The organism is Teretinema zuelzerae, assembly GCF_021021555.1.
Taxonomy (GTDB): Bacteria; Spirochaetota; Spirochaetia; order Treponematales; family Treponemataceae; genus Teretinema; species Teretinema zuelzerae.
This window is the reverse complement of sequence record NZ_JAINWA010000003.1, coordinates 62,855-88,444: the sequence shown is the minus strand read 5'-3', so window position 1 is coordinate 88,444 and position 25,590 is coordinate 62,855. Positions and strand designations below refer to the sequence as shown.

21 protein-coding genes, 2 tRNA genes and 1 other RNA gene are annotated in these 25,590 nt (G+C 47.1%); 6 read left to right on the top strand and 18 right to left on the bottom strand.

What is annotated here, in order from left to right; translation table 11 throughout:
- Positions 1-84: 84 nt before the first annotated feature.
- The 6 genes from ppdK (at position 85) to K7J14_RS16385 (ending at position 6,546) form a co-directional block, all read left to right on the top strand.
- Positions 85-2,895: a pyruvate, phosphate dikinase gene (gene ppdK, locus K7J14_RS07735; protein ID WP_230755016.1), complete on the top strand. Its 2,811-nt coding sequence runs from the start codon at positions 85-87 to the stop codon at positions 2,893-2,895.
- A gap of 280 nt (positions 2,896-3,175) precedes the next feature.
- Entirely contained in the window at positions 3,176-4,015 is an 840-nt protein-coding gene (locus K7J14_RS07730) for an ABC transporter substrate-binding protein (protein ID WP_230755015.1), read from the top strand.
- On the top strand, positions 4,012-4,773 hold the full coding sequence (locus K7J14_RS07725; protein ID WP_230755014.1) for an ABC transporter permease: 762 nt from the start codon (positions 4,012-4,014) through the stop codon (positions 4,771-4,773). Before K7J14_RS07730 ends, K7J14_RS07725 begins: the two co-directional genes overlap by 4 nt.
- A gap of 3 nt (positions 4,774-4,776) precedes the next feature.
- The gene (locus tag K7J14_RS07720) at positions 4,777-5,064 is read left to right on the top strand and encodes an ATP-binding cassette domain-containing protein (RefSeq protein WP_230755012.1); all 288 of its coding nucleotides are present in this window, start codon (positions 4,777-4,779) and stop codon (positions 5,062-5,064) included.
- Positions 5,057-5,413, top strand: a complete 357-nt coding sequence (locus K7J14_RS07715) for an ATP-binding cassette domain-containing protein (RefSeq protein WP_230755010.1) — start codon at positions 5,057-5,059, stop codon at positions 5,411-5,413. Before K7J14_RS07720 ends, K7J14_RS07715 begins: the two co-directional genes overlap by 8 nt.
- A complete protein-coding gene (locus K7J14_RS16385) occupies positions 5,389-6,546 on the top strand; it encodes an SLC13 family permease (RefSeq protein WP_408033981.1) in 1,158 nt (385 codons plus the stop codon). The genes K7J14_RS07715 and K7J14_RS16385 overlap by 25 nt, the downstream gene beginning before the upstream one ends.
- Before the next feature lie 157 nt (positions 6,547-6,703).
- Here K7J14_RS16385 and K7J14_RS07705 read toward each other — a convergent pair whose 3' ends face one another.
- From K7J14_RS07705 to K7J14_RS07620, 18 genes are all read right to left on the bottom strand, one after another.
- Positions 6,704-9,247 carry a TIGR03960 family B12-binding radical SAM protein gene (locus tag K7J14_RS07705; protein ID WP_230755006.1) on the bottom strand — a complete coding sequence of 848 codons (2,544 nt, stop codon included), beginning with the start codon at positions 9,245-9,247 and terminating at the stop codon, positions 6,704-6,706.
- 17 nt (positions 9,248-9,264) lie between these two features.
- A complete protein-coding gene (gene rodA / locus K7J14_RS07700) occupies positions 9,265-10,575 on the bottom strand; it encodes a rod shape-determining protein RodA (RefSeq protein ID WP_230755004.1) in 1,311 nt (436 codons plus the stop codon).
- Positions 10,572-12,422 (bottom strand): penicillin-binding protein 2, encoded by a 1,851-nt coding sequence (mrdA, locus tag K7J14_RS07695; RefSeq protein WP_230755002.1) that lies wholly within the window; start codon positions 12,420-12,422, stop codon positions 10,572-10,574. Before mrdA ends, rodA begins: the two co-directional genes overlap by 4 nt.
- The gene (gene mreD, locus K7J14_RS07690; protein ID WP_230755000.1) at positions 12,419-12,925 is read right to left on the bottom strand and encodes a rod shape-determining protein MreD; all 507 of its coding nucleotides are present in this window, start codon (positions 12,923-12,925) and stop codon (positions 12,419-12,421) included. The genes mrdA and mreD overlap by 4 nt, the downstream gene beginning before the upstream one ends.
- Position 12,926: 1 nt before the next feature.
- Positions 12,927-13,790 (bottom strand): rod shape-determining protein MreC, encoded by an 864-nt coding sequence (mreC, locus tag K7J14_RS07685; RefSeq protein WP_230754998.1) that lies wholly within the window; start codon positions 13,788-13,790, stop codon positions 12,927-12,929.
- A 7-nt stretch (positions 13,791-13,797) separates the two neighbouring features.
- Positions 13,798-14,832, bottom strand: a complete 1,035-nt coding sequence (locus K7J14_RS07680) for a rod shape-determining protein (protein WP_230754996.1) — start codon at positions 14,830-14,832, stop codon at positions 13,798-13,800.
- A 30-nt stretch (positions 14,833-14,862) separates the two neighbouring features.
- Positions 14,863-15,804, bottom strand: coding sequence for a tetratricopeptide repeat protein (locus K7J14_RS07675; RefSeq protein WP_230754994.1), 942 nt, complete (start codon positions 15,802-15,804; stop codon positions 14,863-14,865).
- Positions 15,805-15,828: 24 nt separating this feature from the next.
- Positions 15,829-16,275: RNase P RNA component class A (gene rnpB, locus K7J14_RS07670), an RNA gene on the bottom strand.
- A gap of 4 nt (positions 16,276-16,279) precedes the next feature.
- Positions 16,280-17,128 carry a zinc ribbon domain-containing protein gene (locus tag K7J14_RS07665; RefSeq protein WP_230754992.1) on the bottom strand — a complete coding sequence of 283 codons (849 nt, stop codon included), beginning with the start codon at positions 17,126-17,128 and terminating at the stop codon, positions 16,280-16,282.
- 24 nt (positions 17,129-17,152) lie between these two features.
- Positions 17,153-18,898: an RNA polymerase sigma factor RpoD gene (gene rpoD / locus K7J14_RS07660; protein ID WP_230754991.1), complete on the bottom strand. Its 1,746-nt coding sequence runs from the start codon at positions 18,896-18,898 to the stop codon at positions 17,153-17,155.
- Positions 18,895-20,688 carry a DNA primase gene (gene dnaG, locus K7J14_RS07655; RefSeq protein ID WP_230754989.1) on the bottom strand — a complete coding sequence of 598 codons (1,794 nt, stop codon included), beginning with the start codon at positions 20,686-20,688 and terminating at the stop codon, positions 18,895-18,897. Before dnaG ends, rpoD begins: the two co-directional genes overlap by 4 nt.
- Entirely contained in the window at positions 20,688-21,707 is a 1,020-nt protein-coding gene (gene mltG, locus K7J14_RS07650; protein WP_230754987.1) for an endolytic transglycosylase MltG, read from the bottom strand. Before mltG ends, dnaG begins: the two co-directional genes overlap by 1 nt.
- 172 nt (positions 21,708-21,879) lie before the next feature.
- The gene (locus tag K7J14_RS07645) at positions 21,880-22,845 is read right to left on the bottom strand and encodes an MBL fold metallo-hydrolase (RefSeq protein ID WP_230754985.1); all 966 of its coding nucleotides are present in this window, start codon (positions 22,843-22,845) and stop codon (positions 21,880-21,882) included.
- Between the two features lie 21 nt (positions 22,846-22,866).
- Complete coding sequence (locus K7J14_RS07640) at positions 22,867-23,316, bottom strand: YkgJ family cysteine cluster protein (RefSeq protein ID WP_230754983.1); 450 nt, start codon at positions 23,314-23,316, stop codon at positions 22,867-22,869.
- A 47-nt stretch (positions 23,317-23,363) separates the two neighbouring features.
- A tRNA-Tyr gene (locus tag K7J14_RS07635) sits at positions 23,364-23,445 on the bottom strand.
- A gap of 26 nt (positions 23,446-23,471) precedes the next feature.
- Positions 23,472-23,545 (bottom strand) — tRNA-Thr (locus K7J14_RS07630).
- 41 nt (positions 23,546-23,586) lie between these two features.
- Positions 23,587-25,173, bottom strand: coding sequence for a glycogen synthase (locus tag K7J14_RS07625; RefSeq protein ID WP_230754981.1), 1,587 nt, complete (start codon positions 25,171-25,173; stop codon positions 23,587-23,589).
- A 1-nt stretch (position 25,174) separates the two neighbouring features.
- Positions 25,175-25,555 carry a chorismate mutase gene (locus K7J14_RS07620; RefSeq protein WP_230754980.1) on the bottom strand — a complete coding sequence of 127 codons (381 nt, stop codon included), beginning with the start codon at positions 25,553-25,555 and terminating at the stop codon, positions 25,175-25,177.
- Between the last annotated feature and the right edge of the window lie 35 nt (positions 25,556-25,590).

Sequence of the window (25,590 nt, the reverse complement as noted above, 5' to 3'; positions counted from 1 at the left end):
TACATTGACAGATGGAAATTCACAAGTTACACTTCTACGCGGTGTAAAAAAGGGTAATAACCCAGGAGGAGACAAACAATCAGTATGGCCAAAGCAAAATTCGTGTATTCTTTCGGCAATAAAGAAGCCGAGGGAAGTGGATCGATGAAAGAATTACTCGGCGGAAAGGGCGCCGGTCTTGCCGAGATGACAATGATCGGACTGCCGGTGCCGGCGGGTTTCACAATCACGACGGAAGTCTGTGATTTATATTACAAGAATGGAAAAAAATATCCTGCGGGACTTGTCGAAGAAGTTGAAAAGCACGTAAAGAAACTCGAAAAAACAACCGGAAAAAAATTGGGAGATCCCTCCGACCCCTTGCTTGTCTCGGTTCGCTCGGGAGCCGCCGTATCGATGCCGGGAATGATGGAAACCATCCTTAACCTGGGACTTACCGATAAATCCGTAGAAGGTCTTGCGAAAAAAACCGGAAACAAGCGATTCGCCCTCGACGCATACCGCCGTTTCATCATGATGTACGGATCGACAGCTATGGGAATCAGCAGAGAAAAGTTCGATCACGCCTTCGATCAGATTAAGGAAACGGTCACCAGAAAGCGATTAAAACTCGCCGCTTCGGTTAAAGTCGGAGATACGGATGTCAATGAAGACGAACTGGGCGCGCTTATCAGTAATTTTAAAGCACTGTACAAAAAAGAAATAAAGAAGGATTTCCCCCAGGATCCGATCGAGCAGCTTTGGGGAGCGATCGGCGCTGTTTTCGGTTCATGGATGGCGGATAAGGCGATAACCTACCGCAAGGTTGAAAAACTGGTAGGAGTGAAGGGTACCGCGGTCAACATCGTTCAGATGGTATTCGGCAATATGGGTTCCAACTCGGGGACGGGCGTATGCTTCACCCGGGACCCGAACACCGGAGAAAACAAATTCTACGGCGATTATCTGGTCAACGCGCAGGGAGAAGACGTCGTCGCCGGCATACGAACGCCCATCAAGCTCTCGGATTTTGAAAAACACGACCCGAAAGCGTATAAACAGCTGTGCGCGGTTAGGAAAACGCTGGAAACACATTACAAGGAAATGCAGGACCTCGAGTTTACGGTAGAAGAAGGCACGCTGTACATGCTCCAGTGCCGAACCGGAAAGCGCTCTCCGGCGGCCGCCTTTAAGATCGCCGTTGATATGGTGACTGAAAAACTGATTTCCAAAGAGACTGCCGTCTCCAGAATTAAAACATCCGATATAGAAGGCATTTTTTATCCCGCAATCGACAAATCCCAGGTTCAGCAGCTTAAATCTGAATTCATCGTTAACGGCATCGACGCCGTTCCCGGAGCTGCGTGCGGAAAGGTGTATTTTTCGGCCGCGAAAGCGGAAGAAATGGCCGATTTGAACGAGAAGGTGATTCTTGTTCGCAAGGAAACCAGCCCTGAAGATGTAGGCGGAATGCATGCAGCCCAGGGAATTCTGACCGCGACCGGCGGAAAAACCAGCCATGCGGCGGTAGTCGCCCGCGGTTGGGGAAAATGCTGCATCGTCGGATGCGAAAAACTGGAAATCGACTATGCAAAAAAAATGTTCAAGGCGAACGGCATTACCGTTAAAGAAGGAGAGTTCATCACTCTCGACGGCTCGAGCGGCAATGTATATAAGGGAGAACTCAAGCTCGTAGCCCCGAAGCTTCCGGAATCGTATCAGACGATCATGAAATGGGTAGACGAGGTTAGAACCGTAAAGGTCCGAACCAACGCTGACACGCCCTACGACGCGACTCATGCAAGAAAGCTGGGAGCCGAGGGAATAGGTTTGTGCCGAACAGAACACATGTTCTTCGATTCGGAGGAACGAATTCTGGCAATACGGGAAATGATCATTGCCGACAATTCGCAGAACAGGAAAAAAGCCCTCGCGAAGCTTCTTCCATTCCAAACGAAAGATTTCGAAGGTATTTTCAAAGCGATGGACGGATATGGAGTAACGATCCGGCTCATCGACCCTCCGCTTCATGAATTCGTGCCTCACGACGAAGCAGGACAAAAAGCGCTTGCCAAGGCAGTCGGAAAAACCTTCGAAGAAGTTCGCCAACGTGTTGAACAGCTTCACGAGGCAAACCCGATGCTCGGACATCGCGGCTGCCGCTTGACTATCACGTACCCTGAGATTCTTGAAATGCAGGTTACCGCGATTATCACAGCCGCATGCAAACAGACTAAGAAAGGCGTTAAGGTTTATCCGGAAATCATGATTCCTCTCGTTGTAGACGCGGTTGAATTGGCCCTGCTGGAAAAACAGGTGAGAAAAACCGCGGACGCTATTATCGCAAAACAGGCGGTAAAGGTGACATATCTCGTCGGAACGATGATCGAAACACCGCGCGCCGCTTTATTGGCGGATCAAATCGCGGGGCACGCCGACTTCTTCTCGTTCGGAACAAACGACTTGACTCAAATGACTCTGGGAATGAGCCGCGACGATGCCGGAAAATTCCTTCCGGATTATATCGACGAGAACAAAGCAGGCGTATTCAGGCTTGATCCTTTCCAGAGCCTGGACCAAGCCGGTGTTGGATTATTGATAAAAACAGGAATCGAAAAAGGCAGAAGCGCCAAACCGTCTTTGAAAATCGGTATCTGCGGAGAACACGGCGGCGACTCCGAGTCGGTAAAATTCTGCTGCAGGGCTGGAATGAATTATGTTTCCGCCTCGCCGTTCCGGGTTCCGGTAGCGAGACTCGCTGCCGCACAAGCTGCTATTGCAGACAAGGCGAGCGCGGGACCTGGAGTTAAAGCAGTCAAAAAGACCGTAAAAAAAGCAGGGCCGAAAAAAGAAAAGAAAGCGACTTCAACTGCTGCAAAAAAGACGGCTTCTCCTAAGGCAACCACAAAGAAATAATCCTTCTCGAGTCTGTTAATCCTTATTCCAGGGGTGTCTATATAATTAGATGCCCCTGTTTTTTGCTGTATTTACAATAGTTCGACTGGTAATCAAAATACTAAAAATGGTATACTAGATCATACAGCGAGGTTATTCCATGAAAAAACTGTTGATCTGTTTTACGCTTATCATGCTGGCGCTCGTTAATGCTTTCGCCATGCCGAAACAGGATAAAACTCCGGAAATATCGCTCCGTGTTTCAGCATTGGTAGGACCTTCAGGCATTGGGATGGCGCCGATGTTTGCAAATCCACCGATTATACCGGGAATAGCCGAAACAACATTCGAAGCGGCGCCTTCTGTGGATGCTTTAATCCCGAAATTGATAAAGGGCGAAGTCGATATCGGCATATTGCCTCCGAATGTCGCTGCGAAGATCAACTCGCTGCATCCCGAATCATTCCTTGTGTGCGCTGTCGTCGGCAACGGAATGTTATCTGTAGTCACAACGGATCAGTCACTTACGAGCCCCGCCGGCTTGAAAGAAAAGAAAGTAGTCGTCGCAGGACAGGGATCTACTCCTGAATATGTCTTCAGAACATTGCTTGATTATCACAATATTGAAAAAAACGTTACCCTTGATTTTTCATTGCCGACTCCGGAAATAGCCGCGGCTTTAATTTCAGGTAAAATCGACTACGCAGTATTGCCGGAACCGTTTGCGACAGTAGCAGTCATGAACGGCAAAAAGGCGGGAGTACAGGTGAGGCGAGGGTGGTCTCTTGTAGACGGATGGCGTGAAGCAGGATACGGCAGCGATTTTCCGATGACGCTCTGCGTCGTACGGAAGGACATTTTCGAATCGCATCCGGACGCTGTGAGAGTATTTCTTGCAGAGTATAGAAAATCAATCGAATGGGTGCTTAGAAATCCTCAAGAAGCAGGGCCTTTGGTTGAAGCAGCCGGTCTCGGCTTAAAAGCTCAGATAGCGGAGCAGGCGATTCCTGTGTGCAATTTTGTATTTATACCGGCTCAAGAGGGTCAAGAACAGATCGAAGGGCTTTTATCGGTCTTCCTCAAGTTTTCTCCGGATTCAATCGGCGGCAAGCTTCCGGAAGACGCTTTTTATCTGAAATGATGTCAAAAAAACGCCTGCTGAAACTTTCTTCAGTTGGATTGCTGGTTTTAGCATGGCAAGCGTCGTCGTTGCTAATTCAATCAGAACTCATACTGCCTTCTCCGTTGACGGTTATCCGGGATGCAAGCCGGCTCATCGGAGAGCCTTTGTTTTATGGTTCATTGGCGAACACCTTTCTCCGAAGCATTTTCTCCTTTTTGCTTTCCGCATTACTTTCTGCACTTCTCGGACTTGCAGCAGGCTTATTCGACGATTTCGCGAGTTTTATTTCTCCATGGATGACAGTCATTAAATCAACGCCCGTCGTATCGTTCATACTGATTGCGCTATTTTGGTTCGGAACGGACTTAGTTCCCATTTTCGTATCTATTTTAATGACCCTTCCGATCATGACCGAAGCTATTTCAGCCGGAATAAGGCAAACCGACGCCAAGCTGCTCGAGATGGCTAGAATTTATCATTTCAAGAAAAGAGACATACTGACGCATATACAAATACCATCGGCTATGCCTTTTTTTTTATCCGGTGCTGGGAGCGCTCTGGGGCTGACATGGAAGGTTGTCGTCGCGGGGGAAATACTTGCGCTTCCCAGATCCGGTTTGGGATCGGCTCTTCAGACTGCGAAAATACATCTTGAAACCCCTCGCGTGTTCAGCATAACTATTATGACCATCATGTTAAGCTTGTTAACCGAGCTTGCGTTTTCATTTTTGGCGCGATCAACCAGAACTTATTTGGAAAAAGAAGCAAAGAAGTAGAACATGACATTAAACGACGTTACGATTTCATACGGCAATAAAAAAGTGTATGAGAACTTTTCCATTACATTCAAAGACTTGTCTATAACCGCTATTCTTGGGGCCTCAGGCTGCGGTAAAACAACATTGCTCAATGAAATAGCTTCGAGGAATTCCCTCCATCAAATATCGTTCATCTTTCAGGAACCCCGGCTTATTCCTTGGGAAACTATCGAGAAAAACATCATGTTCGCACTAAAAAGACAGGATACCCTTGATTCCGTACTATTTGGAGCTGGTAGGTTTGCATGAAAGGGCAGGGTCGTATCCCGGAAGCCTGTCCGGAGGAGAAAAACAGCGAGTCGCTATTGCGCGCGCGTTTTCAAGTCCCTCACCGATTCTATTGATGGATGAGCCTTTTCAATCGCAAGATCCGGCTACAAAAAATCAGCTCATCGACTTGATTAAAAAATTGCATCGCCAGGAAAAAAAAAACATCATCGCTGTGACGCACGATATATCCGATGCAGCAAAACTTGCTGATCAAGCATTCGTGCTGGGCAATCGTCCGGTCGAAGTATTGTTAGACACTGTCGTGGACGCAGATTTTGAAAAAAAATGTTCTGAGGTATTATCATGGCAAACTTCGCTAATCAATTAACGTTCACTATGAATAGATTGTCGCAGCTCTTTGTTTCGCGGCTTAAAAACGATACGGTGCTGTTAATTTCATTTTCTTGCGCATTGATCACCTCGTTCATAATTCCCCCTGATCGTCTTTGGATCGATTATATCGATTTCAAGGTGATCGCGATTCTCTTCTGTCTTATGGCCGTCGTCGCGGCGCTGCGCCTGAGCGGTTTGTTCGACATAGCAGCGGTTGCTCTCACACGCCGTTGCAAATCGATCAGAAGTCTCGCGGCGATACTTGTCGGAATAACATTTATACTATCGATGGGAATAACCAACGACGTAGCGTTGATAGTGCTGATACCATTCTCTCTTTTATTATTGAATAATATAACTCGCCCGAAAATAAGGATTCGAATAATCGTTTTTCAAACAATTGCGGCTAATGTCGGAAGCTCTTTGACTCCGATCGGAAATCCCCAAAATTTATTCCTTTTTACTTCCTATGACTTCTCCGTTCTACGATTCTTCTCAATAACGATCCCGGTAGTTCTTCTCGGAGGTTTATTTCTGGGAATTTTCATATGGACGATTCCGAATGATGATTTGGCCAAATTCATACCGAGCCCGAATCATTCAATATCAATACGCAAAACAGTACTCCACTTAGTGTTGTTTATACTGTCGATCGGAAGCGTCTTTAATATAATCGACTTTAGAGTCATTACCGTTATAATACTTGCAGTGTATTTACTAATCGATAGAAAACTTCTGAAAAAAATCGATTATTCGCTGTTGCTGACGTTTCTTTTCTTTTTCATCTTCATAGGCAACCTCCAAAGAATCGAAACTATATCGAAGTTGCTGATACAAATAGCAGATAGAAATACTTTGCTGTTTTCTGCCTTATTGAGCCAAATAATCAGCAACGTACCTGCAGCAATCCTCATATCGGGATTCACGGATAATGCCGCGGAATTGCTGATAGGCGTCAGCATCGGCGGAATGGGGACGCTAATCGCATCGCTGGCAAGCGTCATCTCATTCAAGTTTTTTATTCAAAATAGGCCGGGAGAAACAGTGAAATACTTGGGAGTTTTCACATTCTGGAATTTCTTGTTGCTTATGATATATGTGATCGTTTTTAATGGATACACGCCGTAATGCCTTTTTAAATTTTTTATTAATTACGCTAAAGGGGAGTTCTCTACTCAAAAAAAACTGCTTTTACAACTGCGCATAATGTATGTTCTGTCGACCATTTGATACAAACAACCAAGATTGAATAATTTATTATACATACTCAATCTTAGTCGTGAAATTAATAACCAGCGTTATTGTTTTGTTGCGCAACCTCTGAGAAAACTTCGAAAAACGAAATCGGCGTTCCGCTTGCATCTTTTGCAAGAGTCTGGATTTTTTCAATCTGGACTATCTCGTGTATGGGTTTGTTTTCCATCGACGCCAGAAGATCGCGAAACGGACGATCTGCATGAAACGGCAATAGAACGGTCCAAACGAGGCTCTCTGATTTTTTTTCGATGATTTCTGATTCGATATCTACAGGTGGATCAAAATTTTTACAGGATTCAAGAATTTCAGAAGAGTCTTTCGAGAAAGACACAGGATTAATAAAACGGTAGGTGTATCTGTTGCCCCAGAGAAAAGACGATAACGCTGAACGCTTTACGTTTCTCGATAGCCGGTAAACCAAAATATCATCGATCTGAATCGATTCAGGAAGCAGAGAATTAAGAAGATTCTTTATATCTTTCTCGGATAGTGAAAAATCATACAACAGAAAAGATGCAATTTCGTTTTTCGAGGAAATGCCTAAAGATAGGCTCTGAGATATTTCGAATCTCGGCATGGGATTAAAACCCTCTGTAAAAACAACAGGCAAATTGCTGCACTGGAATGCTTTGTGCCAAATTTCCAGTAAAGCAAGATGAGGAATGTATGCAGCCTCTCTGATTTTGGTAAACGACGCAACGACTCTGTAAGCCGCTTCTTGCGATTGAGACCCTGCCTGAATAGCAAGAGGCTGCTCCTCGGCGCTGGATTCAGATACGTCAACATCAGATGTGTTAACCTTTATCTTGGTTCCGCATACGCCGCAAGGTTCCTCGCATTCTTCAACGCATTTTGGGGTAAGCTGGGCTGAGTCTGATCTTTGCTTTTCACGCTTCAAGAAAGATTTTGAAACGCCTAAACTGACGCCGTCCCAAGGAAGCGGCTCATCAAAAGATCGTTCGCGCAATGATATGCTCTCGACATCCCATCCAGCGTTTCGTATGGCATTTTTCCAAAGGTCGGGGCGGGCCCAATCCTCCCAGGCATCAAGCCGGCATCCTTGCTCCCAAGCGTCCTGTATTATTTCCCCTACCCGTTCGTCTCCGCGGGAAAGAATGCCTTCGAGAAATGAATTAAACGACTGATGCGTGCTGACTTTGAACTTTCCGCGCGGAAGCGATCGTCTGATGAAGTCGAGCTTCTGATCGGATTCAGCCATGGTCAGCTGTTTCGACCACTGATACGGCGTGTGAGGCTTAGGAATGAAAGTACCCACATTGACGTTGCACTGTATTCTTGTGCGTTCTTGGATTTCCAAAAGAAAATTAACGATTTCGATTTCTTCATGAAGTCCGCCCTGTTCGACAGGCAAACCGACCATAAAATAAAACTTTGCCTTGCTCCAACCGTGCTTTTTCGCTTCAAGAATTATATCTATGATTTTTTCGCGGTAGACTTCTTTATTCAAGGAAAACTGCCAAGCGTCTACAGGCGTTTCAATGGCGAAGGTTAAACCGCTTTTTCGAACTTCCGACATTGTCTCAAGCAACGGAAGCGTGAAAGAGTTCACTTTTAGGGACGGTAATTGAAACGAAACTTTTTTATTCTTGTAACGAGTGGTTAATGTAGACATAAGCGTATGTATATCTGGATAATCGCCGGACGAAAGGGACATCAGGCTGATTTCGCGATATCCGCACTTATCCACGAGAAAATCCGCGTCGGAGATAATCTTGCGAATCGAGGCAATGCGTTGAGGCCGATAATAGACGCCTGCATGGCAAAAACGGCACCCGTTGGGGCACCCCCGCATAATCTCTATAACTCCGTGATCCTGAACGACGCGCAGGTTCGGCAAGGGAAAAGTATAACCAGAATCTTTCAACGCGCCGAATTCAGAATAAAAAGCCTTTCGGGCGCAGCTTTGGGAAGCTGCTCTTTTTTTATCTTTTGACGGAGTCCAAACAGAAGGATGCGCTTCTATTTTCTGCAGTAAATCAGACCGACCGGCGCCGGAGCGTTTTAACTCTGCTAATTCCTCTACTAAAGCGAACATGCCGCCTTCTGCCTCTCCAATAAAAAAAGCATCTATGAAACGCGAGAACGGAGCGGGATTCGTTACCCCGCATCCTCCGGCGATCACGATGGGATGGTCGGCAGTACGTTTAGAGACCTCTATCGGAACCATTCCCGAATGCAAAATTGAAAGAAGCCCGGTAATCCCCGGCTCAAAACCCATGCTCACGCCGATAATATCAGCGTCTTTTAAAGGGATGCCGCTTTCAAGCGTATATAAAGGCAGCCTCTTCTTCTCTAGAAGCTTTTCAAAATCAGGAGCCGGAGCAAAAACCCGTTCGCAACGCACTGAGGGAATCTTGTTTAATCCGTCATAAATAAGTTTAATAGCGAAATTAGACATCGCAATTTCGTATAAATCCGGAAACGCAAGAGCGAACGTCAAATCAGCGGATTCCTTTTTAACCTGTCCGTATTCGCCGCCTAAATAGCGCGCGGGATTTTGAATCGAAGCTAATTCATAAGAAAGATCCCTTATCGGATCGATAGTGTTCATGGCTACTCCAAAAAAAATTAGTGGTCAAGGCGGCGCATATTGATGCTCATGAGCAAACCGGAAGCCGTCATGGCGGTCCACAAGGACGAACCGCCGTATGATACGAAAAGCAGCGGAATTCCGGTAATCGGCATCATGCCCATTACCATTCCGATATTAACCATAAAATGAAAAAAATACATTGCGGCGATGCCGGTAGCGACTAAAGCGCCGAAATTATTTTCTGTCTTTTTAATGATGATCAAAGATCGCGCAAGAATCGTTCCGTACAGAATAAAAACGACGAGACCGCCGAGGAAGCCCCATTCCTCAGAGAGGATGCTGAAAATAAAGTCGGTGCTTTGCTGTGGAAGAAAGCGATAATGGCTTTGAGTCCCCTGAAGGTATCCCATGCCGAAAGGGCCCCCGGATCCTATTGCGGTGATCGATTGAATAATATTCCACCCGGAACCCAGCGGATCGACGTTCGGATCTAGAAAAACGATAAGGCGCATCAACTGATAGGGCTTTAAAACCCTGGACGCTCCGAGCGAAGCCGCAAGAGATACCGCTACCAAACCGGTAAAGTAAGCGATCCAATAATAATACCGCGTCTTAAAAATCAATCTTCCCATCATCGCGAGAACAGTAATTACTCCCAGAGAAAATAATGCGATTAATGTAAAACGCATTTCTGTGAGAATCCGTATTGCCGGCATCGGTTTTTGAACAATGGCGTCCTGCCATAACGGCATAAGCGTGAACAACAAAGACAACGAACCGCCTATCAATACCATCCCTATGAATCTCAGCGGTATGCCTGCCATAAAAGCCATAGCAATGAAAATCGGTATATAGACCGAAGCGGTGCCCAGATCGGGTTGCGATAAGATGAGGAGCATGGGAATGCCCATGATTAAGCCTGATTTAATGAATCTGGAGAGTTTTGCAGGATCGCCGGACGATCTATCAAGAAAATACGCCAAATAGAGAATATAGATTATCTTGGAAAATTCAGACGGTTGAATTCCGAGTTCGCCTATGCCGATCCAGCTCTTAGCGCCGTTTACATAACGTCCGAAAATCCTTGTATACACTAATATAGATAAAAATACCGCGAACAGCAGAAAGGTCCTGTCCGCATATCTCCGATAATCAAGCATCGCAACGACGAGCATCAATACTATACCAATAGACGCCCAGAGAATCTGCTTGATGAACTCATTCGAAACCAAAGCGCCGTCGGAATTTATGCCTGAAGAATAAATGAACGAGATGCCGATGGTGGTTAACAGGATTACAGCCAAAAAAAGTATGTAATCGAAATAGGTAAATCCTTTTACGTTCATTCCTGACGTCCTCGCGGGCCTGACAAATATTTAAAGCCGAGATCGCCGACCGCTTCATCGTAGGTTTGATCCGCAAAAACGCCCTGGAAGATTATGTTGGTTGCGTACGGAGCCCACCATTCCCAGGGATTCGAAGCTTCAACCATAACAACTACAACGATTGCCTCGTCTGCGGGGGCGTCGTATGGACCGTAAGCGACCATCCATGAATGCCAGCGGTCGAGCAGACCGACTTCAGCTGTTCCTGTTTTTCCGGCCAACTGCACTGTTTTATTTTTCATCGGAAACTGCGCAGTTCCGTTCGTTATTACATAACGCATATGTTCCCTGACAGTAGAAAATACTTCAGGCGATATGTTCGACTTGTGCAAAACGCTCGGCTGCTCACGGGATATGACAGAATTCGTAACGGGATCCCGGACTTCTTTTAAAAGATGAGGCTTATAAATAACTCCGTTATTCACAACCATCGCGACCATGTTCGCTACCTGAAGTGGAGAAGCAAGAAAAAATCCCTGTCCGATAGACATGTTCATCGTATCGCCTCCGAGCCAGCGTTCATGGAAACGCCGCTCCTTCCACTGCGGAGTCGGAATGAATCCTTGCGTTTGGCTCGGCAGATCGATTTCAACCGATGAGCCGAAGCCGAACTCAGCGGAATAGGAAGCGATGCGGTCTACACCGAGATAATCTCTACCGGTAACCCAGTAATATACATCACATGATTGAGCCAGCGCGTTTTTTAAATCAACCGGTCCGTGTCCGGGCCTGCGGATATGACAGCGAAAAACGCGGTCGCCGTATTCGATTTCGCCGAGACAGTCGATTGTTTTTTCAGGAGGAATCAGATCCTCGGTAAGCAAGGCCGTCGTCATAACGATCTTGAATGTCGAAGCTGGCGGATAACTGGCGTTTACCGAACGGTTAAGCAAGGGGTTGTTCTTGTCGTTCAAGAGCTTGACGTATTGATCGTTCGAATCCGGACGATTGAATAGATTAGGATCAAAATACGGATAGGAAACCATTGCGAGAACTTCTCCGGTTGACGCTTTTAGTACAACAGCAGATCCGATCCTGTTTCCGAGTGCGTCCTCCGCCAAAGCCTGTATTTTACTATCGATAGTCAGAATAAGGTTCTTCCCCATTTCCGGAGGCTTCACAGCGGAAGTGTTTTCGATTATACGGCCTTTTACGTCGACAGTGCGGTATTCGAAGCCGTCGGTTCCGCGCAGCAATTCTTCATACTGCTTTTCGATGCCTGCTTTTCCGAGGATGCTGTTGTTCGTATAGCCTTTGTTATAATATATTTTAAGCTCTTCCCGGGTAATGTCGCCGACATATCCCAACACATGAGAGATGGAACCGCTTTCTACATAGTTTCGTATCGGTTTTGAATGCCACGAAACGCCGGGTAATTCATCCATGCGTTCTGCGATACGGGTTATTGTGATATACGGGACATTCGCTTTAACGTCAATGGTCTGATACGATCTTCGTATCGATAATGGTATTTTTTGTTCCAGAGAAGAAACAGGAACCTGCAAGATTTCGCTTAAGGAAGAAAGAACCGTCAACATTTGATCGGAGGGAATTTCTCCAGGGGTAACGTCGACTGCGAATGAATCGATATTCAGAACCATCGGAACTGTGCCGTTTCGATCAAAAATTTCTCCGCGTTGCGAAGGAATTTTTTTCGACCTCTGCGAAATATTCTGAGATTGCTTCCGATACGCCTCACCGTGAAGAATCTGCATTGAAAATAGCTTATACAAGTAGAGGGTCATTAAAAGAAATATAATAGAAGTCAGTATCCGGACTTTTACTGCCCGCGAATCGGAATCATTCATGAAGAAGCTCTATCCGCGATGAATAATGTTTGAAAACGCGAAAAAATGAAAAACAAAATCGGCGCAGAGATGCAATTAAAGAGCAATTCATACCAAAGCACTGAAGAGAACAGAGAATAACTTCTGACTCCTTCTCCGAATAAAAGCGAAAGAAAAAAAGTCGAAGCGATTTTCAACCCGGTCGCAAATGCGCCCATCATCATAGGGATGACAACGCGATCCAAATTGAAGGAGCCAGTAAATTTTCCGAAAACAAAACCCGATATCGTTTGAACACACGCGTTCAAACCGATCGGAGCGACTGAAATGAAATCCAGCAATAATCCTGACAGAAAACCTGAAGACGATCCGGCTACCGAACCGTTCATGAACGAGACATATACAACGAGAATAAGAACAAGATCCGGGATCGCCGGAAGCAAGGGAAAATTTGAAAAAACGGTTATTTCAACCAGAGAAAGAAATACCGCGGTAATTACGGACCACAGGAACACTTTTCTCATGCTACTCAATCTCCGATTTTAAACTGCTCATATCCAGAACGAATACGTCCTCCAGACGGGAAAAATCGATGATGGGTTCGATATCAAGCTCCAAAGACGTCTCATAATCCAACCCGCGAATTCTAGATATCATTCCAACGGGCACGTTTTTCGGATACTGATAGCTTTCTCCGGAGGTGACAACAATATCTCCTACAGAAATTTCGTCTCGAGCTCGCTTTTTAATGTATTTCATCACTAACGGAACATCCACGCCGCCCTGTCCGTTAATGAGGCCTTCATATCGAGTCGATTGCAAACGAGCGGACACAAACGCCTGGTAGTCGTACACGGGGAGTATAATGCTTGACGAACGGCCGACTTGTACGATTTTTCCGACTAAGGCAGCTCCGCTTCCCTGAAAAGAAACAACAGGCATGTTTTTCCTGATTCCATGTCGAGATCCCCGGTTGATAATCAGTCCTGAATACAAGTTAGAAGGATCGCGACCGGTTATTTCCGCGGGTATATTCACAACATCCAGAGACCTTGAAAAACCCAACAGTTTTTTTAAGTGTTCGTTTTCCAGCCGTATCTCTGCATTGCTTCTCTGAAGAAGTTCGTAATCCGCGATTCGTTCTTGCAGCTCGATATAGCTTTTCCGCATCACTGTCAGCTCATGAACGGCGTTTATAGTTCCGGAAAAAAAAGATGCTACGGAATACAAGCCCCGTTGAGCGCCGGAAAGAACGGAAAAACCGATATTTCCGAAATTGACAATAAAACCACCGCTCGAAAAGGCAAGCAACAGCCCCGATACGAACAGATAGAGAGATAAAAGAAAAATATCCAGACGGAATTTAAACGGTACTCTTCGGTCGGACATGGACGCCTTAGTTGTTCAGACTGTCGTATACGCTTCGGTCAATCGACATATCCTTGAAAATTTCATAATACTGTCCGGCGCCGATAGCAACGCAATCCATCGGATTTTCAGCGAGGATTACCGGAACCCCGGTTTCTTTTGAGATTAATTTCGGCAGGCCTTTCAACAAAGCTCCGCCGCCGGTCATCACAATGCCTCTCTCGACAATATCGGCAGCGAGCTCAGGCGGCGTCTGGGCCAGGGTTCGCTTGATTTCTTCAACAATCTGCGTGATCGGATCCTTCAGCGCTTCGCGAACCTCGACAGAGTCTATTTCCAGCCGTCTGGGCAGCCCAGTGATCGCATCTGTTCCCTTGATTTCGACTTTTTCAATATTCTTTTCAGGGGAAGCGTTGCCGATTTCAACCTTGAGCCGTTCCGCGGTTTGTTCGCCGATAATCAGATTATGAACCGATCGGACATGCTTGATTATGGCCTGGTCGAATTCGTCGCCGCCGAGGCGGATCGCGTTCGTTACGACCATGCCTCCGAGAGAAATCACCGATACTTCAGTCGTACCGCCGCCGATGTCGCAAATCATGTGGCCGGCGGGTTCATGGATGGGGATCTGAGCTCCGATCGCCGCGGCAAGAGATTCTTCTATAACCTGAACTTCCCGTGCGCCTGCTTTGAACGCGCTTTCTTTTACTGCTCGATTTTCTACGTCCGTGATGCAGCTGGGAATTCCTATAACCATCCTGGGCTTGATAAGTCCATGGCGAGGCATTATTTTTGAAACGAAATAGCGGATCATCTTTTCAGTAGTGTCCATGTCCGCGATAACGCCGTCTTTCAAAGGACGGATGGCAATGATATTTCCCGGGGTCTTCCAAAGCATTCTTTTCGCTTCGGCGCCGACCGCTACGACGCGTCTGGTCCCTCTTTCTACGGCGACTACGGAAGGTTCATTGACGACTATGCCTTTACCCCGAACGTATATCAACGTATTACAGGTGCCCAAATCAATTCCGATGTCTGCGGAGAGACTTTTTAAAAAACCCATATCAGCACATCCTCCCGAAATATGTTACAGCTAACTATTCATTTTTAACCGAGCTCCGCCGTGAAGCGGATCGGCTTTCAAGGCTTTTCTCCACTCTGCGCGGGCGCGAATCAGATCACCTTGAATCTCATATACTACACCAAGTCCATAATGCGCGTCAGCAGAATTCGGTTCTTTTTCCAGAATTAACGCGAATTCTCGATGAGCATCATCGATGCGCAAAGCATTCAGATAGAGCAGTCCGAGCGCGTTTCTCGACTTTAATTGAAGCAGCTCGTCATTTGTTATTCTAATTGTTTCCAAAAAATATTGTTCGGCCTTTTCGCTGTCTTTCATCTCGACATAGCTTTGAGCCAAAGAGTAAACAAGCAAATCGGATGGCTTGGCGGACAGGGCTTCGAGAAAAGCAGTAATCGAAGCCTCATGATTTCCGAGAGACGAGAACGATAAAGCTCGGAATTCGTCAAGATCATCCGCCGCTACTCCAGAATTGTGAGCATACTCGAGATAAAACGACGCAAGATCTGCAAAATACAGTCCGCGCTGATAATACGCCTTGCCAAGCACATATGCGATGAAAGGTCTTTCGGATTCAACGACACGATGCCAGGCGTTTCTGAGATTTTGAATAGATTCGGCGAGGAGCTGCTGGGCGATATTGGAATCGGTTTGCTCGACATATAGATAATACGCGGAAAAGCCGCGCATCGATAAGGCTTCGCCGTCGAGGGGCCTTGCAGTAAGTATCTGGCCGGCTTTATCGTACGCCAGTTCGAAATCATGATGTTCCCACGCTGAATATACATCTTGAATTCGCGGCGTCCTGGAAAAAGTCTTTTTAAAAATGAATTGCCACGATAATAAGGCAGTTGCGGCTATAAAAAGAAAAACGACGAAAAAAATGAAACCCGAACCAAAGGGCTGATGCCTTCCGGTCAACAGGTATTTTTTTTCTCGCCGCTTAAAACTCATGTTTTATTCATCCTTTCATATAAAAAAAGCAGAGGGCTAATAAGCCGGGTTCTGTTATTTAATAGCCGAGGCTAAAAAATCGGGAACCATCTATCTTGGAAAAACGTTGCCGCTTTTCTCACGCAACCAACCCGTAAATTGACGCGTTTCTTTCGAAACGACGTACTCCCTTTCGGGAGAGCAGACTACCGCTCTTCGGATCGGAAAATCCTTTACTGCTTGATCTTGCTCCTGATGAGGTTTGCCATGCCGTCCTGTTGCCAGCGACGCGGTGGGCTCTTACCCCGCCTTTTCACCCTTGCCTGATTTGCGGAACAAACCAGGCGGTATATTTTCTGTGGCACTTTCTGTCGATCAAAGCTTAAGCCTTGATCTCCCGGTCGTTAACCGGCATCATTTCCGAAGGAGCCCGGACTTTCCTCCGCTGCAACGCCCGAAGGCGCGGCAACGGCGATTCCCACTGCCCTCTGCCTGTTTAATCCTCGTACTCCATTTTTTCGTCGTCGATGGAATCTCCGTCCTCTCCGTCCTCTTCGTCTTCGTCGATGAAATCGTCCAAGTCGGCAAGGCTTCCGGCATCGTCGTCGTTAAAGTAGATATCCTCGCCTTCGGCGGTTTCAGAGTAATAGAGAATGCGGCTGCAATAGGGGCAATACACGATCTTCTCTCCGATTCTGACGATATTCGCGAATTGAGCGGGAAGAATCATATGGCAACCGGTGCACACATTTCCGTGGATTGCTACGATTCCGACGCCTTGCTTGCTTTTGATGATGCGTTCAAGCTTGAATTTTGTTTCAGGATCGATTCCCGGAGAAACGTCTTCTTCCGCTGAATTAAGCTCGTCAAGCGTTTTTTTCTTTTCATCGATTTCAGCTGCAAGCTTGGCCTTTCTTTCATTAAGCTCGTCTTCCTGCTGCTTGATAAGGGATTCGTCCCGCTTCAAATCTTCGTTTAAATCCTGAAAAACCCGCTCTTCCTTTTGAAGCTCTTTTCTGAGGTTTTGTTCGCGTTCGCCTGCATCGCGGATTTCCTTGTCCAAAGCCTCGTACTCGCGTTGAGTGGTGATGGTGTCCATCGCCTTCTCGGATTTCTCGCGGGTGCTTTCCGCTTCGAACAACTGAGATTTAATGTCGCTGATATATTGTCTGGATTTTTCGTACTGCTCGTTTTTTTCGATATAACCTTTCTTCAAACGAGACAATAGTTCTTCCTGGGTTAAAAGAAGCTTCGGGGCGTCTTCTATAGAAGCTTCTACCGTATTCTTCTGTGCCAGAATGTCCTGGAGCGCCTTCAGCTTATCGAAAACTTCCGTCATTACCATACTAATCCCCTCTTATTCATGAACTTAATTATCCAAATAATCCTTGAGCTTGCGGCTGCGTCTCGGATGTCTCAAACGCCGCAAGGCCTTGGCCTCAATTTGGCGTATGCGTTCTCTGGTGACGTTGAAATATAAACCTACTTCTTCGAGAGTCAAGGAATATCCGTCGTCGAGACCGAATCTCATTTTTAAAACTTCCTGCTCCCTGGGAGGCAAGGTGGAAAGAACTGACCGCAATTGCTCCTGGAGAAGAGTAAAGGCAGTCTGATTCGCCGGATTCTCCACATCCTTATCCTCGATGAAATCACCGAGCAGAGAATCTTCTTCTTCGCCGATCGGAGTTTCCAACGATATTGGTTCCCTGGCGACGTTTTTGACCTGCTTAACCCTGCTGGCATTCCAACCCAATTGCTCGGCAATTTCCTCGTCGGTCGGCTCGCGCCCGAGACGCTGCATCAGCTGTCGCGATTCTCGCACAACCTTATTGATCTGTTCGATCATATGCACGGGTACGCGAATCGTCCGTGCCTGATCCGAGATTGAACGGGTGATCGCCTGTCTGATCCACCAAGTCGCGTAAGTCGAGAACTTATAACCCTTGCGGTATTCGAATTTTTCCACGGCCTTTATCAAGCCGATGTTTCCTTCCTGTACGAGGTCGAAAAAGTGAAGACCCCGGTTTGTATATTTCTTTGCGATTGAAACTACAAGGCGAAGGTTGGCATTGATCAGCCGATCTTTCGCGTTCTTCATCATGACGCGGCCGCGATGAATTTCGCGCGCCATTGAAATGATTTCTTCAACGTTGTTTTCAAAATCGTATTCAAGCCTGCATATTTTACGGTTAATAACCTGAATCTGAGTGTAGATTTCTTTTATATCGTTTGCGCTCATTCCGAGCTCTTGCTCAAGCTTGGAACGTTCCCTTGCGATTGCAAGCCTTTTCCCTAAATTTCTGAGCTCTCCGTAATCGGAAAGGCGCAATTCCTTCTCTTTTTTTTCCTGGCGCCTGCGATAATCCCGGATTTTCTTTTTGGCTTCGATGAATTTCTCGGAAAACCGGTCTATTTCTTCCGATTGAATGTCGGCTTCCTGCAGAACGGGAAGAATTTTATTCCTGAGTTCAAGAAGCTCCTTGTCCTGCATGAGGTCGGAGAACTGATCGCGTTCAAACAAACGTTTCTTCAAAGCCATGTATTGCTTCATATCGGGCAATACGGATTTGACGGTTTCGCCGTACAACTGCTTGAGCCTTCGCTTTTCCGCCATCTCCTCGTTCAATTCCTTGCGAGGCTTGTTGCTTTCATGAGGATCGATTTTCGAGAAGGCTTTTTGAGCAATCGCGTAAAATTCAGGAATTATCATGCCTGAATGCTTCACGACGCTTTTAATTATGTTCTCGCCGTCTTCCATCCGTTTTGAAAGCTCGACTTCCTGTTCTGCGGTGAGAAGGTTTTCCTTTCCGATTTCACGCAAATATAAACGAATAGGATCGTCTACCGACGAATCCTTTTCGTTGTATACAAGCCGTTTCCGTTCGGAATTTTCGGGTTTTTTAGCGTCGTCTTGGGAATCCTCATCAGCAGAAGAATCTTCCTCGAGAAGCTGAATTTGTTTTTTCTCAAGCAAGACGAGAACCTGATCCATTTTTTCAGAGTTCACAATGGATTCCGGCAAAAGGTCGTTGACCTCATCCCAGCTCAGGACCTTCTTTTCTTTGGCATACTCTAGTAGTTTAACGACAGCAGGATCAAGCTCAAGATCCATCATTCATTCATATCCTTCAATTTTGCAAGTTCCTCGTCAATTTCCTGTTTTTCAAACATCATCTCGGTTATCGTTTTGATGTCGTCAGGACTTGATCCCCGGACCAAATTCATTCGTGCTATCAAGCGATTTTTCTTTCGCTCCAAGGCATTTTTCCGTACTAAGGCAATGCCGTCTTCTACAACCTTCGGCGCGTTGTCTGCAAATTCTCCGCGCGTTATTGTTTCCGTAACGAGCACACGAAGATTTTCATCCGCGCATCTTGCCAAAAGATTATCGACAGTGATCGCGTCTGAACGATAACACTCCTCAAGAATGATAAAAAGATCCCGCGCCGAAGGATCGTCGAAATCATCTGAAGTCAATCGATTGCGCATCACCGGAAAAAGATCCGTATTCGCCGCTACAGCCAACACGGCACGCAATTCCGCATTTCTCTTAATCCTTTGTATTTTACCCTTATCAACCGCTTCATCTTCTCCTGACACGGGGAGCTTTGTTTGTTTCCGTTTTTTATAATCGGCAAACAATGCTTTTTCGCTTATTCCGAAGACGGCAGAAAGCCGGTTTATTGTAGACTCCCTTTGTATATCGGATTCCAATGCCTCTATATACGGAAATATAAAAGCAGAAGCTCGAGTTTTTCCTTCGGGATTTCCCGTTTCAAATCGCTTTCCTGCGATCTGAACAAGATAATCCAGATCGATTATAGAGTAATCGAGTATTTTTTTCAATGCTTCCGGGCCTTCATTTTGAATTATTTCAGCAGGATCCTTTCCATTGTCAATAACTACGATTTTAACTTCAAACCCCAATTGTCGACACATAAGTATGGATTTATAGGTTGCGGTTTGACCGGCCTGATCGGAGTCGAAGGATAAATACACCGTTTCGGCGAAGGATCTGACAAGACGGGCTTGTTCGGCGGTAAAGGCCGTGCCCAGAGGGGCTACGGCCCGTGTTATTCCGGCCTGGTGCCATGCGATGACATCCATGTAGCCTTCGCAAAATATAACCGAACGAGTCGTTCTGATTTCCGGCAAGGCCAGATCGAAGGCAAAAAGAGTCTCGCCCTTTTTATATTGAGGCAAGTCGCCGGAATTAAGATATTTCGGACCGTCTCCGTTAAGAATTCTTCCTCCGAAAGCGACAACCTGTCCCTTTCTATTTGAAATAGGAAACATAAGACGATCGGAAAAAAATGAAGATTCAGGATATTTCTTGGAAAACAACCCGGATTTATCAAGAAAATCCGAAGAATAGCCCTTGGAAGAAAGAAAGCGGTACAGCCATCTTCTATCGGCAGGCGAATAGCCGAGCCGGAACCTTTCGATCATTTCCGGAGAAACCTTGCGGGACTCCAAATATGAACGTGCGGCGGCCCCTAGCTGAGTTTCTTTGAGGACGTAATGAAAACTTCCCGCAACCCGGTTGTACAGCTCTATCAGATCATCCCGGGTGGTATCCTTGGGCCGGACGTCGGTCTGATTGCTTCCCTCATAAATAATCTCGATCCCTGCTTTTTTAGCAAGACTCTCGACGGCCTCGACGAAGGAAATTTTTTCCATCTCCATGACGAAATTGATGACGCCGCCGCCGACCCCGCAACCGAAGCAATGGTATACTTTTCTGTCGGGTATGACGTGAAAAGACGGAGTCTTTTCATTATGGAACGGACAGCATCCCCACCAATCGCTACCCTTGTGTTCTAAACGGGTATACTCGCCGACGATGGAAACGATATCAGCCCGTTGATTCACCGACTCGATCGTATCGGGAGAAATCCGGCCCATTATTTACCAGCCGCCTTTTTCAAATAGAGCTGGCGTCCGGCCTGAACATGTTCTTCGAGGGATCTGGTGAATGAATGCCTTCCGGTATCCGGGTCAGTGAGTCTGAAATACAGATACGGCGTCGAGGGATAGGAAAAGGCCGCTTTAATCGCCACAAGACCCGGACTGCAGATCGGCCCCGGCGGCAGACCCGCCCAGAGATAGGTGTTGAAGTCGTTGGGTATTTCAAGATCCGAGACCAACAGCCGCGACGGATGAGCCTTTCCTTCAATCTCGGTGATGATGTACTCAATCGTAGCGCAGGACTGAAGCCCCATGCCTATTTTCAGGCGATTAGCGAAAACGCTGGCGATAAGAGGAGCTTCGTCTGCCAACCGATATTCGCGTTCTACGATGCTGGCCATAATTATGCGTTCATGAAGATCCTTCGCGGATTCAGGATTGTCCTCAAGCGCCGAAATTCTTGAAAAGAACGTGCGAAGCATTGTTCGGACGACGATTTCCGAGTCTGCGCCCAGGGGGAAAAAATAGGTATCCGGAAACAAGTAGCCCTCTGCGGATGAAGCAGCGATTCCGAATTCATCGAGGAGGTTTCTATCTTTTGCTGTTTGTATAAAATCATCTCTTGAGAAAAAGCCCTGGGATTCCAAATAGGAAGCTACCTTTCCCAGCGTTAAACCCTCGGGAATGGTGACTCTCTTCGTTTCCTGTTTGCCGTCTGACAGCGTTTTGATGATCGACTGCGTGTTTTGAGAAGGAGAGAGACGATAAGTTCCCGCCTTGACGGTCAAACCGTACAGACGGACATGCAACCGGGAGATTAACGCGGAGCGAACGAGGCCGCTTTCTTCAAGGGATTGGCAAACGGAGGCGACGGATTGGCCGCGGGAAACTTGGAACAAAACCGATTGTTCGGATGCCGGATCGACGGAAGAGAATGAGTAAGCAATAAAACCGGCTCCAGCGCTCAACGCCGATAAGACCGACAGTGCGGCAACGAATAACAGTATGCGTTTCATTTAAAAAATGCCTCGGCTTCTTCGATAGTCATAATTTGATAGACCTGATCCTCGAGAATGCACTTCAATGAGTCCAGCCTGCTGTCAAGAACATCTTCATGGTTTCGAAGTAACAATGCCAGCGCGAGAACTTCGCCCGAAGTGAATTCGTATGTTAATACGCCGGCGCCGCTCATGTATATAAATCCAATCCTTCCCGGGCTATTTGAATATCCACTACGCGCGAACCTGCGTATTCTCGATACCATTCAGCAGACTGCCGGAGAGACCAGATTTTTTGATCGGAGTACGTAGGTTCATGATGAAACAGTACAAGAGTTTTAACCCCCCAGGTCAACGCGAAATCGACTGAAAGAGAAAAAGCCGAATGGCCCCATCCGGTCTTCTCGATAGCCTCGCCCATCGTATACTGCGAGTCCATGATGAGAATATCGGCGCCCGAATAAAACTCTTCGTTCCCGGGATTTTTGATGAAATCTTCCCGAGTGAGCTCCGTATCGGTCGCGTAGATGACTTTCTTTCCGCCTTCGGTCAACATGTACGCCGTGCAGCCTCCGGGATGATTCATTTCCTTCCAAATCAGTTTTGTGTTGCCGATGGAAAAAACATGATCGCCGGAGTCCAGATGGACGAATTCGAGCTGAGCCCTGAAACCGCCGGGTCCTTCCATGGGAACGGGGAAATACGGCTCCCTCATCTGAGCGTTGAGAATAGCTCTGAAGTCAGGATTTGTGCTGTAGAACACGATTTTATTCCGCGGATCGAATCCTTGGGAAAAAAAAGGAAGGCCTTGCAAATGATCCCAATGAAAGTGGGAAAAAACAAGGTGATACGTTCTGCCAGTCGCGGTGAAGCCGGGACGCTGTCTCAGGTTTACCGACAATTCGCGCAAACCGCTTCCAGCGTCGAGAATGATGCAATCCCCGGAAGAGTTTTCCACCTCGACGCAAGAAGTGTTGCCTCCGATTGTTCCGAAAATCCACTGGGGAAGAGAAGCCAAGAAACGCTCTCGGCTGTCGGCCGAGACAACGTCTTTCGCTGATATGCGCTGCACGACGGCGGCTATGCGATTTTGGACCTGCATAGGAGACAGAGGCGCAGGAATCGATCCTCGGACGCCCCAGAAATGGATACGCATGGATATCACCCCCCTATGAAGTCAATTATCAAGTTTTCTTCGGATATACGGCTCAGCGCGGCGGCGCGCAAGATAGGACTCGATTTCATCTCTGCCGTGCACAGCGCCCTTATTTACTCCCGGACAATCGCGGGCGTTCGCCTCCCACCAGTCCTCATCCATCAGCAACGACGGCCAAAAAGGATAAGACGAACACTGAAAAGGCCTGTCTTCATACGCCTTGCAACCGTCTTCCCATAATATACAGTCATAATTATCTTTTTCAAGCAAACAAAGATATTCGTACCCGTCGTTTCTATCCACCCAGCGGCACCATTTGCTGATAAATGAGTCGCGGTCCAAACCGCTCCAAGATAAAAGCCGGGACAAATCCTGTTCCGAAAGATGTACGAACCCCGGATCATGGCGGCAACAGCATGAGCATCGCTGGCAGGAAAAGCGCAAACCGTTAGCATAAAATGGCGTATTCATACATCCTCCGAAAAAAAAAGCCTTCCTTAAAAAATAAGGAAGGCTTTTGGGGAGACAAGGATTCGAACCTTGGAAGGCGTAGCCAACAGATTTACAGTCTGCCCCCTTTGACCACTCGGGAATCTCCCCATAAAAGATCGCATTGTTTTCAGCCTAGCCAACTCAGGGATTCGAACCCTGGACCCCGAGATTACAAATCACGTGCTCTGGCCAGCTGAGCTAAGTTGGCATTGCGAACGAGCAGTAAATTAACTCATTTGCAAAAAAGTGTCAATACAGGCTGGAAATTTTTTTCTCATACCACGGAATATAGCGTTCCTTGATTATTTTATCCCATGAATAATGTTCCCTGATATAAGAGGCTGCGTCTTGGATCATCTGTTTATACCGAGGCACAGAAGCGCATCCGCAGGATCCGTTCCCGATCATCGGTTCCGAGATTTCCAGAAGAAGGGACGCGAGCGCGTTCGCATCGGATACAGTTTTCGATCCACCGTATAAAAAACCGGTTCGTCCGTCGATTATTTTTTGCAACCCTCCGACCGCATGGGCCACCGGGATAGTGCCGTAGGTTTGTCCGATGAAGTCTTCCAGACCGCAGGGTTCGAATGCGCTCGGAAGAACCAGGAAATCAGATGCCGCGACGACAAGGCGAGCCCAGGATCTCTCATACCCCCGCAGATATACGAATCTTCCGGCATACCGCATGCTCATCCGAATAAGAGCCGCTTCCAAAACCGGATCGCCCTGCCCCAGCACGAAAAAACGAGCCTGAGGAAGATGATCCAATACAAGCTTCGCCGCCTGTTCGAATACGTCAAGACCTTTCTGCCATGCAATTCTGCCATGATACGAAAAAAATACGCCTTCATCCGAAGGTTCGTAGAAACCGAATTTTTCAAGCGATACAGATGAAAGATCATCCGTTTTCAGGAAATCAAGAAACCAGGAACGACACTTGTATTTACCCGACAAATCGCCCATCAACGGATCAAATGAAAAAGGAAGAAGAGAGATCGACGTATCGGACGGATCATACCTTGAGAAATCCAGGCCGTTAGTTATTCCTTCAATCTCTATTCCCCGACTCGACAATTCACGGCTTAATCCCTCGGTATAGTCGTTGACCTGTTCTGAAGTTATCTCCTCCGCATACCAAGGCGATACCGTCGTGAGCAAACCGAACTGTCCGGCCAACAGGAAGGGTTCGACCATGCCGTTGCACGCGCCGAAGGAAAGAACCGACTCCGGGAGGCCGGTAATATGCCGAGCCCGCAGTATCCCCGGATAGCCCTGCCGATACCCCGGACCCGCATTGTGAATTGTGACGGGAGCGAGCGTCTTTGAAAACCTTGAAGCATAGGCTTCATCCGTTCGCATAAACGCGGGCAGCAAGGCGGTATGCGCGTCCTGGCCGTGAATTATCGAAGGGATTTCTCCTGAAAGACAGGAAAATCTGAGAACCGCTTTTTGAAGGAGAACATTCATGATATCGGCATCGAAATGCCCCCGGCCGCGCGGATCGCCCGGAAGTCTTCTCGCCTCTTCGGCGGTATATACATAGACGGCCTGTTTATCGCGAAACACGGCTCCATCGACCAGTACTATGCGAACGCCGTTAATGCTGGTCTTTTTAAAATAAATCGAATGGGATTCTCCTGCGGCTTCAATGACATCCTGATAGAGAAGTTCTCCGCTGATAGTGACGCAACCGTACGCGGGAATGAAGACTGTAACTGAATACCCCTGGGCGGCCATTCCCTCGGCAAGAGAGCAAGATACGTTTTTCACTCCGCCGGCTTCGGCGATTCCTGCATATTCTCTGGCGACGTACCAAACCTCCTGGATCGGCATCATGTCAGACACCAGCGGATGCGCCGATCAGGTCGGGGCGAAGCTTCTCGGCTCCGTGAAGGTACACGGGGGATCCGGCGCGCGAACCGTAATACGTAAGCAGTATCCGTACAACGCGAGGCATCCCTCCTCGGATGAAAGGTTCGGCAGCAGCGAAAAGAGGGACCGACGAAGCCATTCCTGCTTTCCTGAGAGCGGTAGCGGGATTAAGGGCGTCAAGATCAGCCGTCATGGTAAATTGAACCGAAACGATATCGCATTCTGATACGGAATTCTGCGCTAAAAGCAGCGAGTACAGTTCAGAAACGCGGGAGCCTATAGATTCAACGGTGTTTTCGCAGCAAACCGCTCCGCGTACTGCGTATAAACGATCAGAAGTATTCATGAAAACCGATGATACGGAGGAGAGAAACGGGTGTC